The sequence below is a fragment of the Streptacidiphilus carbonis genome, from assembly GCF_000787775.1.
Classification (GTDB): domain Bacteria; phylum Actinomycetota; class Actinomycetes; order Streptomycetales; family Streptomycetaceae; genus Streptacidiphilus; species Streptacidiphilus carbonis.
Map to the genome: position 1 here is coordinate 1 of NZ_BBPM01000055.1, position 12,560 is coordinate 12,560.

Annotated in this window: 13 protein-coding genes and 1 pseudogene; 11 read left to right on the forward strand and 3 right to left on the reverse strand. The window is 71.0% G+C overall.

Annotation, left to right across the window (positions count from 1 at the left end; genetic code table 11):
- A partial coding sequence (locus tag TR46_RS30225; protein ID WP_201776464.1) for a serine/threonine-protein kinase occupies window positions 1–1,087 on the reverse strand: 1,087 nt, incomplete at its 3' end.
- A 147-nt stretch (window positions 1,088–1,234) separates the two neighbouring features.
- On the opposite strand from TR46_RS30225, the gene metG reads away from it, so the two are divergent.
- From metG to TR46_RS30275, 10 genes and pseudogenes are all read left to right on the forward strand, one after another.
- Entirely contained in the window at window positions 1,235–2,851 is a 1,617-nt protein-coding gene (gene metG, locus TR46_RS30230) for a methionine--tRNA ligase (RefSeq protein WP_042407759.1), read from the forward strand.
- A gap of 7 nt (window positions 2,852–2,858) precedes the next feature.
- Window positions 2,859–3,806, forward strand: a complete 948-nt coding sequence (locus TR46_RS30235; RefSeq protein WP_084719068.1) for a TatD family hydrolase — start codon at window positions 2,859–2,861, stop codon at window positions 3,804–3,806.
- Between the two features lie 649 nt (window positions 3,807–4,455).
- A pseudogene (locus tag TR46_RS44675) lies at window positions 4,456–4,695 on the forward strand (transglycosylase family protein); the annotation flags it as partial.
- Window positions 4,696–4,728: 33 nt separating this feature from the next.
- Window positions 4,729–5,691 (forward strand): 16S rRNA (adenine(1518)-N(6)/adenine(1519)-N(6))-dimethyltransferase RsmA, encoded by a 963-nt coding sequence (rsmA, locus tag TR46_RS30245; protein WP_042407763.1) that lies wholly within the window; start codon window positions 4,729–4,731, stop codon window positions 5,689–5,691.
- Window positions 5,692–5,695: 4 nt separating this feature from the next.
- Window positions 5,696–6,616, forward strand: a complete 921-nt coding sequence (locus TR46_RS30250) for a 4-(cytidine 5'-diphospho)-2-C-methyl-D-erythritol kinase (protein WP_042407766.1) — start codon at window positions 5,696–5,698, stop codon at window positions 6,614–6,616.
- Window positions 6,617–6,653: 37 nt separating this feature from the next.
- Entirely contained in the window at window positions 6,654–7,205 is a 552-nt protein-coding gene (locus TR46_RS30255; RefSeq protein ID WP_042407769.1) for an SUKH-4 family immunity protein, read from the forward strand.
- A 308-nt stretch (window positions 7,206–7,513) separates the two neighbouring features.
- On the forward strand, window positions 7,514–8,248 hold the full coding sequence (locus TR46_RS30260) for a WXG100-like domain-containing protein (protein ID WP_042407772.1): 735 nt from the start codon (window positions 7,514–7,516) through the stop codon (window positions 8,246–8,248).
- Complete coding sequence (locus tag TR46_RS30265; RefSeq protein ID WP_042407775.1) at window positions 8,245–8,901, forward strand: NucA/NucB deoxyribonuclease domain-containing protein; 657 nt, start codon at window positions 8,245–8,247, stop codon at window positions 8,899–8,901. The genes TR46_RS30260 and TR46_RS30265 overlap by 4 nt, the downstream gene beginning before the upstream one ends.
- Before the next feature lie 19 nt (window positions 8,902–8,920).
- The gene (locus TR46_RS30270; RefSeq protein ID WP_042407863.1) at window positions 8,921–9,745 is read left to right on the forward strand and encodes a hypothetical protein; all 825 of its coding nucleotides are present in this window, start codon (window positions 8,921–8,923) and stop codon (window positions 9,743–9,745) included.
- Window positions 9,742–10,389: a hypothetical protein gene (locus TR46_RS30275; RefSeq protein WP_042407777.1), complete on the forward strand. Its 648-nt coding sequence runs from the start codon at window positions 9,742–9,744 to the stop codon at window positions 10,387–10,389. Before TR46_RS30270 ends, TR46_RS30275 begins: the two co-directional genes overlap by 4 nt.
- Before the next feature lie 11 nt (window positions 10,390–10,400).
- Here TR46_RS30275 and TR46_RS30280 read toward each other — a convergent pair whose 3' ends face one another.
- Window positions 10,401–10,820: a hypothetical protein gene (locus tag TR46_RS30280; RefSeq protein WP_042407780.1), complete on the reverse strand. Its 420-nt coding sequence runs from the start codon at window positions 10,818–10,820 to the stop codon at window positions 10,401–10,403.
- The gene (locus tag TR46_RS30285) at window positions 10,817–11,158 is read right to left on the reverse strand and encodes a ribbon-helix-helix domain-containing protein (protein WP_236655582.1); all 342 of its coding nucleotides are present in this window, start codon (window positions 11,156–11,158) and stop codon (window positions 10,817–10,819) included. The genes TR46_RS30280 and TR46_RS30285 overlap by 4 nt, the downstream gene beginning before the upstream one ends.
- 102 nt (window positions 11,159–11,260) lie before the next feature.
- On the opposite strand from TR46_RS30285, the gene TR46_RS30290 reads away from it, so the two are divergent.
- On the forward strand, window positions 11,261–12,550 hold the full coding sequence (locus tag TR46_RS30290) for an MFS transporter (protein WP_042407785.1): 1,290 nt from the start codon (window positions 11,261–11,263) through the stop codon (window positions 12,548–12,550).
- The last annotated feature ends 10 nt before the right edge of the window (window positions 12,551–12,560 follow it).

Sequence of the window (12,560 nt, forward strand, 5' to 3'; positions counted from 1 at the left end):
CCGTGGCTGCGCCCGTCCCCGCTCCTGCCGTCCCCGCACCCGCCGCGGCCCCCAGGGCGAGCCCCGCGGCCCCTGCCGCCCCCGCGGCTGCCGCGGCACCGGAGCCGCCCGCGGCACCGGAGCCGTCCCCCGCACGGGAGCCGTCCGCGGCCCGCCTCCCCGTCGCGTCGGTGGTGCCGCCCAGCGAGCGGAGCCGGCTCGGCAGTTCCGCCTCCACCCGCGCGATCATGCCCGTCAGCTCGGCCGGGAGCCAGGTCTGGGTCGGGTCGTGCCCGGCGTCGGCCGGCTCGCTCTCCTCCAGCCGGTCGAGCAGCCCGTCCGGCGTGGGCCGCACCGCGGCGTCCTTGGACAGACAGGCGGCGACCAGCCCGCGCAGCTGTTCGGGCACCCCGTCCAGTCGGGGCTCGCTGTGCACCACCCGGTAGAGCAGCGCCGGAGTCGCGCCCTCCCCGAACGGACCCGCGCCGGTCGCCGCGTAGGCGAGCACCGCGCCCAGCGAGAACACATCCGTGGCCGGGGTCACCGGGGACCCCTCGATCTGCTCCGGCGACATGAAGCCGGGTGAGCCGACGACCATCCCGGTGCGGGTCAGCTCGGTGGTCTCGGCGGCCCGGGAGATGCCGAAGTCGATCACCCGCGGTCCGTCCGCCGCGAGCAGCACGTTCGACGGCTTGAGGTCGCGGTGCACCACCCCGGCGGCGTGGATCGCGGCCAGCGCCTCGGCCAGCCCCGCCGCCAGCGCCCGCACCGAGTCCAGCGGCAGCGGCCCGTGCTCGCGCACGGCCGCGCTGAGCGAGGGACCGGACACGTACTCGGTGGCCAGCCAGGGCGTCGCCGCCTGCGGGTCGGCGTCCAGCACCGACACCGTGAAGGCCCCGCCGACCGCCCTGGCCGAGGCCACCTCCCGGGCGAACCTGGCCCGGAAGTCCGGGTCGTCCGCCAGCTCCGGCCTGATCACCTTGAGCGCCACCCGCCGCCCGCCCCGCGACCTGGCCAGGTACACCCGCCCCATGCCGCCCGCACCCAGCCGCGCCAGCAGCCGGTACCCGCCCAGCTGCGGCGGATCGTCCGATTCCAGTGCCTGCACTGTCCCCCCTCGGCGCTGCCTTCCCCTGTTGGAGCACTTTCCAGGGAACACCGCCCCGACCCCCTTGCATAGACTCTTCTGCCACCGTTCTGTCACGGTCTGTAATCAGTTCGGAACGCCCCCGCCCGGCCGATAGGATTTGGGACCATGGCGGCCACTACAGACAATTCCGGGGCATCGAACGCGTACTACGTGACGACGCCGATCTACTACGTCAACGATCGCCCCCACCTCGGCCATGCCTACACGACCGTCGCAGGCGACGTGCTCACCCGCTGGCACCGCCAGCGCGGCGAGAAGGTGTGGTACCTGACCGGGACGGACGAGCACGGTCAGAAGATCATGCGTACTGCCGCGGCGAACGGCGTCACCCCGCAGGAGTGGTGCGACAAGCTCGTCGAGGAGGCGTGGAAGCCGCTCTGGCAGCACCTGGGCATCGCCAACGACGACTTCATCCGCACCACCGAGGCCCGGCACACCGCGAGGGTCCAGGAGTTCGTCCAGGACCTCTACGACAAGGGCGAGATCTACCAGGGGGGCTACGAGGGCCCGTACTGCATCGGCTGCGAGGAGTACAAGTCCCCGGGCGACCTGCTGGACGGCCAGGGCGAGTTCGCGGGGCAGAAGCTCTGCCCGATCCACAAGACCCCGGTGGAGATGCTGAAGGAGGAGAACTACTTCTTCAAGCTCTCCGAGTACGGCCCCCGGCTGCTGGAGTACTACGCCGCGAACCCGGGCTTCATCCAGCCCGAGTCGGCCCGCAACGAGGTGCTGCGCTTCGTCGAGCAGGGCCTTGAGGACCTCTCGATCTCCCGCTCCACCTTCGACTGGGGCATCCAGATCCCCTGGGACCCCAAGCACGTCATCTACGTCTGGATCGACGCGCTGCTCAACTACGCCACCGCGGTCGGCTACGGCGCGGACCCGGCGAAGTTCGACAGCACCTTCCCGGCCGACGTGCACCTGGTCGGCAAGGACATCCTCCGCTTCCACGCCGTCATCTGGCCCGCGATGCTGATGGCGAACGGCCTGCCGCTGCCCCGCAAGGTGGCCGCCAACGGCTGGCTGATGGTCGGCGGTGAGAAGATGAGCAAGTCCAACCTGACCGGCATCTCCCCGCAGCAGCTCACCGACCACTTCGGCGTGGACGCGTACCGCTACTACTTCCTGCGGGCGATCCCGTTCGGCACGGACGGCTCCTTCTCCTGGGAGGACTTCTCCGCGCGCTACACCTCGGAGCTGGCCAACGACTTCGGCAACCTCGCCTCCCGGGTGGCCGCCATGGTCAACAAGTACTTCGACGGCACCCTCCCGGCGGCCACCGCGAGCGGTCCGGCCGAGCAGGCGCTCGCGGACGGCCTGGCCAAGGCCTTCGCCGAGGCCGACGACCGGATCGGCGAGCAGCTGGACTTCGCCGGCGGCCTCGCGGCGATCTTCGAGTTCGTCAAGCAGGTCAACGGCTACATCACCGAGCAGGAGCCCTGGAAGGTCGCCAAGGACGACTCCGCGGACGGCCAGGCAAAGCTCGCCACCATCCTCTACGCGGCGGCCGAGTCGCTGCGCGGGATCGCGGTCCTGCTCAACCCGGTGATGCCGCGGGTGTCCGGGCTGCTCTGGGACTCGCTGGGCGCCGAGCCGGTGCTGGGCGCGCTGGCCGATCAGAAGATCGGCGAGGCCGCCGCCTGGGGGCTGCTGCCCGCCGGGGTGACGGTGGTCAAGGGCGAGATCCTGTTTCCCCGCCTGGAAGAGAAGAAGGACGCCTGAGCAGCCGATGACTGGCTCCGACAAGACGCCGTCGCATACGACGCCGTCGAGCAAGACGCCGTCCAGCAAGACGCGGTCGAAGAGGTCGCAGGCCGACCGCGGTGTCCCGCCGCCGCTCCCCGAGCCGCTGCGGGTCGCGGTCGCCGACTCGCACACCCACCTGGACATGCAGGACGGCACCCCGGAGGAGGGCCTGGCCAAGGCCTCCTCGGTCGGCGTGGACACCGTGGTCCAGGTGGGCTGCGACCTGTCCGGCTCGCGCTGGGCGGCGGAGCTGGCGGGGCGTCATGCCCACGTCCACGCGACGGTCTCGCTGCACCCCAACGAAGCCCCGCGGATCGTCCTCGGCGACCCCGACGGCTGGTCGGGGCAGAAGCGCGGGCCCGGCGGCATGAAGGCCCTGGACGAGGCGCTCGCCGAGATCGACGCCCTCGCGGCGCTGCCGCAGGTCCGCGGGGTGGGGGAGACCGGCCTGGACTACTTCCGCACCGGGCCCGAGGGCGTCGAGGTGCAGCAGGAGTCCTTCCGCCGGCACATCGCGCTGGCGAAGAAGCACGGCAAGGCCCTGGTCATCCACGACCGGGACGCCCACGAGGACGTCCTGCGGATCCTGGCGGAGGAGGGCGCGCCGGAGCGCACCGTCTTCCACTGCTACTCGGGCGACGCGGAGATGGCCAAGGTCTGCGCCGCGGCCGGCTACTACCTGTCCTTCGCCGGACCGGTCACCTTCCCGTCCAACCACCACCTCCGTGAGGCCCTGGCGGTGGCCCCGCTGGACCGCGTCCTCGTGGAGACCGACGCCCCCTTCCTGACCCCGGCCCCGTACCGCGGCCGCCCCAACGCGCCGTACCTGATCCCGGTCACCCTCCGCGCGATGGCCGCCGTCCGCGGCCTGGACGAGGACACCATGGCCGCCGCCGTCGCCGCCAACACCGCCCGCGCTTTCGATTACTGACGCGGAGCACCCGACGGGTGACCGGCTCGCCGCTCGATCGTTGATCCTTCAGCAAGCGAGCACATGCCCTGTCGGTCGGCGTAAGGATTCGAGTACTCCAATTCTCCGGGGGCGACCCCCGTACCCCACGCGAATGGTCGGTGGTGGGTGCAGGGCGGTGACCGGCTCGCCGCTCGATCGTTGATCCTTCAGCAAGCGAGCACATGCCCTGTCGGTCGGCGTAAGGATTCGAGTGAACGGTTCTGCGGAGCAGGTGCGGCGGAAGCTGCCCAAGGCGTTGGCGCTGGCCCTGCTGGTGGGCGGCACCGGGGCGTTCGTGAACCAGCAGCACCAGGCGCACCTCACGGCCGACGGTCAGCCGCAGCGCGTCGCGCTGGACGCGGATCCCATCTCGGGGGCCGAGCAGAGCGGCGACCACCTGCTGCCGTCCCCGCCGGCCGCGCTCACCATGCTGACCCCGGACGTGCCGTCGCTCCCGCTGGCCCGGTCCATGCCGGTCCCGGTCCGGGCCGGCGCCGACCGGTCCTCCCGCTCGGAGGAGCCGGCCCGGCCGCCGCTCCGCCACTACCGCTCGACCAGCGACTACTTCCGTCACCACCGCACCCGGTCGGAGGACGGCGGCCCCTCCCTCAGCACCCACCACGGCACGGGTGACCTCAACTGGTCCGCCCTGGCCCGCTGCGAGGCCGGCGGCAACCCGCACGCGGTGGACCCCAGCGGGCGCTACGGCGGGCTCTACCAGTTCGACAGCACCACCTGGCACCACCTCGGCGGCCACGGCCGCCCTCAGGACGCCCCCTCCGACGAGCAGACCGCCCGCGCGCGCCAGCTCTACCACCAGCGCGGCAGCTCCCCCTGGCCCAGCTGCGGCCACCGCGCCGGAGGCTGAGGGAGCGCGGCGGCACCCTCTAGTCTTGACCCCGTGAGCACCAGCCCCGAAACACCCTCCACCACCCCGGCGCCCCCAGCCGACCACGGCCCGCTCCTCGGCGCCGCCGACATCCGCGGCCTCGCCGCGGCCCTCGGGGTCCGGCCGACCAAGCAGCGCGGACAGAACTTCGTCATCGACGCCAACACCGTGCGCCGGATCGTCCGGGCGGCCGGAGTCGGGCCGAAGGACGTGGTGGTGGAGGTCGGCCCGGGCCTGGGGTCGCTCACCCTGGGCCTGTTGGAGGTCGCCGACCGAGTCACCGCCGTGGAGATCGACCCGCTGCTGGCCCAGCACCTGCCGACCACCGTGGCCGCCCGGATGCCGGACCGCGCCGACCGCTTCGACCTGGTCCACGACGACGCCATGTCCGTGGCGGAGCTCCCCGGCCCGCCGCCGACCGCGCTGGTCGCCAACCTCCCCTACAACGTCGCCGTCCCGGTGCTGCTGCACATGCTGGAGACCTTCCCCTCGATCGAGCGCACGCTCGTGATGGTGCAGTCCGAGGTCGCCGACCGGCTCGCGGCCGCCCCCGGGAACAAGGTGTACGGAGTGCCCTCGGTCAAGGCCAACTGGTACGCCGAGGTCAAGCGTGCCGGGGCGATCGGCCGCAATGTCTTCTGGCCGGCGCCCAACGTGGACTCGGGCCTGGTCTCACTGGTCCGCCGCGACCCGCCGGAGACCACCGCCACCCGCGAGCAGGTCTTCGCCGTCGTGGACGCCGCCTTCGCCCAACGCCGCAAGACCCTGCGGGCCGCCCTGGCCGGCTGGGCCGGCTCGGCCGCGGCCGCGGAGCAGGCGCTGACCGCCGCCGGCATCGACTTCCGGCTGCGCGGCGAGACCCTGACAGTGGAGCAGTTCGCCCGCATCGCCGAGGCGAAGCCGGCTGTGAACAGCGCTGCAGGGGGTCCCGCCGAGAGTGCCGCCGGGGGCGCCTCCGACGGTGCGGCAGAATAGGCGCGTGTCCTCAACGATCACCGTCCGGGTCCCGGCCAAGGTCAATGTCCAGCTCGCCGTAGGCGGCCGTCGCGCCGACGGCTTCCACGGCCTGGCCTCGGTCTTCTTCGCCGTGGGCCTCTACGACGAGGTGACGGTCACCCCCTCCGACCGGCTGACCGTCTCCGTCGCCGGTGCTGACGCCGCCGCCGTACCCGCCGACCGCAGCAACCTCGCCGCCCGCGCGGCGGTGCTGCTCGGCGCCCGCTACGGGATCACCCCTGAAGTCCACCTGCACATCGACAAGGGCATCCCCGTGGCCGGCGGCATGGCCGGGGGCAGCGCCGACGCCGCCGCCGCGCTGGTGGGCTGCGACGCCCTGTGGGGCACCGGCGCGCACCCCGCCGCCCTGGCGGAGATCGCCGCCGAGCTGGGCAGCGACGTCCCGTTCAGCCTGCTCGGCGGGGTGGCCCTGGGCGAGGGCCGCGGCGAACTGCTCACCCCCGTTCCCACCGGCGGGACGTTCCACTGGGTCTTCGCCGTCGCCGACGGCGGGCTCTCCACCCCGGCCGTCTACGGCGAGTGCGACCGGCTGCGCGACCTGGACGGCGGCTCCGCCGACACCGACCTGCCGGTCCCGACCGCGGACCCGGCCCTGCTCGAAGCCCTCCGCACCGGCGACGCCACCGCCCTGGGCGCCGCCCTCAGCAACGACCTGCAGCCGGCGGCCCTCTCACTGCGCCCCGCCCTCGCCGCCACCCTCCGCGCCGGCGCCGACGCTGGCGCGATCGGCACCCTGGTCTCCGGCTCCGGGCCCACCTGCGCCTTCCTCACCAAGGACGCGCCGTCCGCCGCAGCCCTGGCCGCCACCCTCACCACCTCCGGCACCTGCCGCACCGCCCACCCAGCCGCAGGCCCGGTCCCGGGCGCCACCGTCCTGTACTGAGAATCCGAGACGGCGCCGGGGAGGGGAGAGCACGGACATGCTCGTGACCGTCGACTGGGACGCGATCGCCGCGGACCTCCCGCCTGGCTCCCTGCTGCGTGTCAGGCCGGAGACGGCGGCCCAGCTCTGGTCCGATCCTGCGGACATCCGCTTGGCCGCAACCATCGGCATCCCGTACGCAGACGGCCTGTTCCGGATCCTGGACGGTCTGGCCGCCCCCGACTCGGCCGCTCCGTCCACCGCGATCGTCAGCGACGGCGGCGCCACCCCGCCTCCGGGCGGACCGCTGGCCCGACTTGGCTCCCTCTACGGTGGCCGACTGTTCGTCAGTCGAGCGGACGGCACCGTCCATGTCTCCCACCCGGACTCGGAGAACAGGTTCGAGCTGATCAACGGTGACCTCTCCTCCCGCTACCTCCTCTACCTCGTCGACGGGGAGAGGCCCCCGCCGGAGGAGGACCCGGACCCCTACGACTGGGTCGACGCGGAAGCGATTGTCCGGGAGAAGATCACCCGCCGGGACCCCGTTCCGTTCGCCGGCCCTGGGAGCTTCTGGGGCGGCTACATGGAGTCCTACGCCATCTACTGACGCCATCTACTGACGCCGCACGGAGATCGCCTGGTGCCGATTGGCGGCAGCCTGCGTTGGTCCCGAACAAGTACCCGCGTCTACAGCGAGCTGCAGCCGTGCCTGATGCCCGGCCACAATCGAACACCATATCCACGAGTGAGGCACTGACCCCGGCCGGAGCCGCCACCTGGCGTGCCCGCCAGGACTGAGGCAGGCCGGGCACCCCGTTGGGTTCCGACCTTTGGGAACCGCTCTATTGGTCGACTACGTGTTCTAGTTATGCTCACGTGTCTGACTAATGGTCATGTTCACGGCTTGGGGGAAGCATGGCGATCGAGCTGCCCGGCGAATTCGTCTGGGTCATGAATCTTCTGGGGCTCAACTGGCCCCAGGTGAACGAGGACAAGGTCCGTGAGTTCGCCGGCCACGTCAAGGACTTCGGAACCAGCCTCGACACCACCCACCAGGCCGCCACCGCGACGATCAAGAAGATGGGCGAGGCCTACCAGGCCAACTCCTACGAGCAGTTGGTGGCCAGGTGGAGCCAGATGTCCAACTCGCACATGACCGACCTGGTCGAGGCATGCCGGGTGACCTCGGTCGCGCTGGACATCGCCGCTGACGGCATCGTCGCGGCCAAACTCGCTGTCATCACCGAACTCGGCATCATGGCTGCCGAGTTCGTAGCCGACCAAGCGGCCGCGGTGTTCACCTTCGGCGCCGCCGAGGCGGCGGAGGCGTTGCTGATCGAGGCGTCCAAGAAGGTCATCAACGCGATCCTGCAGCAGGTCGAGCAGCAGATCATCGGCGATCTCATCGAGAAGGCGGTGGCCCCGCTGGAGTCGGTCGTGGAGAAGGCCTTGGGCGGACTGGTCTTCAAGGGCCTGGACGCGGCCCTCGGCGACCCGACCGCGAGCGGCGGCGCCGGGGCGGGTGACGGTTTCCGAATACACCCCGGCGAGCTGACCACCCATGCCACCGCCCTGCACGGGCATGCCGACGAGGTCGTGGGCCACGCCACCCGGTTCTCAGCCGCGACAGCAGGGATGTCCTTCTCGTGAGCGACCCGATCGTCCAGGCCCTGGAACACGCCGCAGCCCGGGTGGGCCGCACGCTGAGCAAGGACGCCAGCAAGGCCGTCAGCGACATGTACCACCAGGCCGGCCACGGGGCCGCGCAGGTGGCGAAGAACATCTCCGCGGCCGACGCCCAGCACGCCCATGAACTGGTCACCCTGGCGGAGAAGATCGCCAAGAACGACGGCAAGACCGGCCGCGGCGCCCGCAAGCGGATCCGGCAGCAGGCCGACGCCCGCTCCAAGATCGACCAGGCCCTGGGCGGCCACCGTGACTACGATGTGGAACTCGTCGTCGACAAGGCCAAGTACCCCGAATCGGCTCGGCACATCGCAGAGGCGCAGAAGGGGATCAACTGGCGAGGGGCGCGGGACCCCCGGAACACCAAGAAGCAACCGTCGATCCTCACCATCAACCGTGGCGGGGCGGAGACGAACCGGGCGAAGTCTTTGAAGAACATCCTGACCCGGCCGCCGAAGGACCGTGACGAGTACCCGCCGGCGATGTTCAAGGAGGGCGGCGCCGGTGCGAGTGTGAAGTACATCCCGGAGGCTGACAACCGAGGCTCCGGATCAGCTATGGGAAGTGCTCTCTACGGTCTCAAGGACGGGACGCGAGTGAAGATAACGATACGGTGATAGGGGAGGAGTGATGCGGGTGGACCAGGTCGATGTACTAGTCAGCACCGCCAGGGAGGGCCGGTTCCTCGAGGTTCTGCCGGAGCTTCTGAGGCTGACCGGCCAGGAGGACGGCGATCCCGACGCCGCGTGGGAGGCCGCTGCCGCCGCTGTGGAGATCCTCGCCTGGGACGATCGGTCCGAGGAAGGCGCTGAACTGGTCGAGAACCTGATCCGCAGGGACGGCCGCCGCGGCGGGCTACTGAGTGACCAGGACTTCCCCTTCGTCGGAGCATTCCACGACGCCGAGCTGCAGGGCGGCCCGAGAGCGAAGCCCCGGCTGGAGGCAGCGGCGCTGATGCTCCCGGAGGAAAGCAATCTCGGCGAAGCGCTCCGACTGTCCGCGCAGGACCTTGACCAGGCCTCACCCGCCGAGGTCATCCACCGAGCTTATGGCTGGGGCCGTCCGGTCCTCCCGCTGGACGACTCGGTCATCGGAGCCGAACTGGTGGACCGACCGTTCGGAGAGCTGACGCAACGGGAGCGTGGCGTTCTCTGGGAAGCGCTGCAGGAGGTCAACGATTTTCCGCGGGCGCAACTCCTGCACAGTGCCACCGGCGAGCCGCCGGAGCAGTACGACGGGTGCCTCTGGATGGCAGGGTGGTACGCCACCGAAGGCGAGATCTCATCAGCCGAAGGCATGCTCCTTGCTGCTCATGGCCGGTGGTGGCCATTCCAGACCTGGGATGCGATTCCCGCCATGGCAGTTGTCGATCCGGTCCTGCGCCGGGCCTGCACCGAACGTGTGCGTGAGTACTATCTGACCCGTCCGATCGGTCCCGAAGCAGCAAAGGAACAGCGATGACCGGCAGTGATTCCGGTGCGACCAGTGCCCTGGCCCAGCTCCTCGCTCGTGCCCGGGGCCCGATGGGGCCGTCCGCGGAGCTGGACTTCGGTGTCGAGAGCGGGCCGCTGGCCGAGCTCGGCTCTGTGATCTCCCAGCTCAACGGGTTCTTCCTGTTCAACGCGGGGGTCCAGGTCTTCCGGGTCGGCGACGAGGGCTACGGCCCGGACCTGTTGAGCTGGAACCACGAGGACACCTGGAAGGACACCTACGACGGGCTCGCCGACGACCTGTTCTGCTTCGGCCAGGACATCTTCGGCAACCAGTTCGCGATCATCGGCGGCGAAGAGGTCGTCGTCTTCGACCCGGAGTCGGCCAGGGTCGCCCCGCTCGGCAACAGCCTGGAGGAGTGGGCGGCCTGGCTGCTGGCGGACGAGGACGTGAACGGCGCGGCCTCCTTCGCCTACGCCTACCAGAAGGAGCTCGGCGCCCTCGACCCGGCCGAACGCCTGGTCCCGCTGACGTTCTTCATCGGGGGCGGCAGCTACGACTTCGACAACTTCGTGGCCCGCGACTCCGTCACCGCCATGCGGATCCGGGGCCCCATCGCCCAACAGGTCCACGACCTCCCGGACGGTGCCACCATCCGCTTCAGCGTGGACTGAGGACCGGGCAGTCAGACCTTCCGCACGACGATCCGTGGCGGAAGCAACTGCTCCAAATCGTCGACGTCGGACGTGAAAACCGTGACTTGCCCGTCCTGATTCATGGCGACGACGGCGAGCATCGCGTCGATGGCGTACTTGTGGCCGTGGAGCCCGCAGCCGGCGAGCAGGCGACGTGCCTGCCTGCCCTCGTTCCTTCCGAGTTCGGCCACGCGAACGCGGGAGAGCACCCAGCCCCACCGCTGTTCGGTCGTCCTGCCGTCGTACGCCTCCACCAGTGTCAGCGGTGAGGTCACCACCTCGACCTCGCCGCTGGCTGCCATGTCCAGCCGCGTCTTCATCATTCGATCGCCGCGTACTGCGAGCGACAGGGCCTCGCAGTCGAGGACGAAAACCCGAAGCTGCTCGGCCGGGTTGCCCCGCTTCTTCACGCCGCCTCTCCCGCCGTGCGGCGGCCCTTACCCGGTCCACCCTTCTGGGCCGGCTTCCCCTGGGGCGGCGCGGCGGCACGAGCCCCCGTCGCGGCGCGACGGCGTTCATGCTCGGCGTCGATCTCTGCAAGCTCCTCGCGGGCGGCCGCACGATCCGCTGCGGTGACGGGCCCGTACTCCTCCTCGAGCCAGGTGACGAGCTCGCGCAGTCGATCACGGTCCAACTGGAGGCGCAGTGCCCTGGCGACATAGGCCGAGACGCCCCGCTCGGCAGCCTCGGCCCGGACCTCCTCCAGGAGGTCTTCCGGGATGGTTACAGTGATCTTCTTACTCGCCATACTCAATACCATACTCCCCAGCTTCGGCCCCGCCTTGATCCCCGCAGTCGCCACCCTTGCGGGTGATGCCGTTTGGCGTAGTCGGGACGCCATCATGGCGATATGTCAGGTACCAAACCGTCCGGGCGGATCGCGGCGGCCGTGCTCATCGGAACCACCCTCGAGTTCTACGACTTCTTCATCTACGGGACGGCTGCCGCCCTGGTCTTCGGCCGGGCCTTCTTTCCCTCGCTGACCCCGGTCAACGGGCTGCTCGCCGCCTTCTCCGTCTACGCGGTCGGCTTTCTCGGGCGGCCCACCGGGGCGGCGGTGTTCGGGCACCTGGGCGACCGGTTGGGACGCAAGCGGGTGCTGGTCGGATCGCTGCTGCTGATGGGGCTGTCGACCACCGCGGTCGGACTGCTGCCCGGCTACGCCCACTGGGGCGTCTGGTCGCCGATCGCCCTGACCGTACTGCGCTTCCTCCAGGGAGTGGGCCTTGGCGGCGAGTTCGGCGGGGCGGCGCTGCTCGCCGTCGAGCACGCGGAGGAGGGACGGCGCGGACGGCTGGCGGGCTTCGTCCAACTGGGTCCGTCCATCGGATTCGCGCTGGCCACCGGCCTGTTCTGGCTGCTGTCGGCGCTGCTGCCGGAGGCCGGGTTCCAAGCCTGGGGCTGGCGGCTGCCGTTCCTCGCCTCGATGGTGCTGGTCGGCTTCGGACTGGTCGTCAGGTCGCGCGTCCAGGAGACCCCCGCGTTCCTGGCGGCGGACACCGGTGGCGCTCCGGCGACCCCGCTCAAGGAGCTGGCGGCCGGCCACCTCCGCCCGCTCCTGCTCGGCGCGGGCACCGTGATGTCAGGCTCCGTCCTCTTCTACACCGCCACCACGTGGTGCCTGGCCCGGGCCACCGCGGACCTGCACCTGCCCCGGACCCGGATGCTCGGCCTGCTGCTGATCGCCAACGTCTTCCTGGCCGCCGCGACCTACGCCTCCGCCCGCCTCTCCGACCGCTGGGGCCGACGCAGGATGATCCTGGTCGGCACGTTCGTAGGGCTGCTCTGGTCCCCGATGCTCGTCCCCCTGCTGGACACCGCCCGCACCCCGCTGATGTTCACCGGACTCACCGGAGCCCTCGTCGCCCTGGGCCTCTGCCTCGGCCCGGTCCCGGCACTGCTCTCGGAGCTCTTCCCCACCGCTGTCCGCTGCTCCGGCGCGTCCCTGTCCTACAACCTCGGCGGCCTGGTCGGCGGCGCCGTCGCCCCGCTCATCGCCACCCGCATCGCCGCGACCTTCGGCGGTCCAGCAGTCGGCGCCTACCTCGCAGCCGTCTGCGCCATCTCCACCCTCAGCGCCGCCGCCCTCCCGGAGACCAGCGGCCGAGCCCTCACCGAACCCGTTCCCGAACCGGCTTGAGCCGCGAACC